Source organism: Streptomyces varsoviensis (assembly GCF_000718635.1).
Lineage (GTDB): Bacteria > Actinomycetota > Actinomycetes > Streptomycetales > Streptomycetaceae > Streptomyces > Streptomyces varsoviensis.
Genome location: NZ_JOBF01000094.1, coordinates 1 through 265, shown reverse-complemented (window position 1 = coordinate 265; position 265 = coordinate 1). Strand labels below are relative to the sequence as shown.

The window sequence follows — 265 nt, the reverse complement described above, 5'->3', positions numbered from 1 at the left end:
GATCCGGGTGTCGCTCTCGGCGCCGCCGGTGGAGGAGATCAAGGTCGGTAATCAGATCCTGGAGTCGTTGGGGCTGCGGGAGCGGGGGCTGGAGATCGTTTCGTGTCCGTCGTGCGGGCGGGCGCAGGTGGATGTGTACAAGCTGGCGGAGGAGGTCACCGCGGGTCTGGAGGGCATGGAGGTGCCGTTGCGGGTCGCGGTGATGGGCTGTGTGGTCAATGGTCCGGGTGAGGCGCGTGAGGCGGATCTCGGGGTGGCCTCCGGC

1 pseudogene is annotated in these 265 nt (G+C 68.7%); it reads left to right on the top strand.

The features are described from left to right. Positions 1 to 265, top strand: a pseudogene (locus tag IF55_RS35745) (flavodoxin-dependent (E)-4-hydroxy-3-methylbut-2-enyl-diphosphate synthase); the annotation flags it as partial.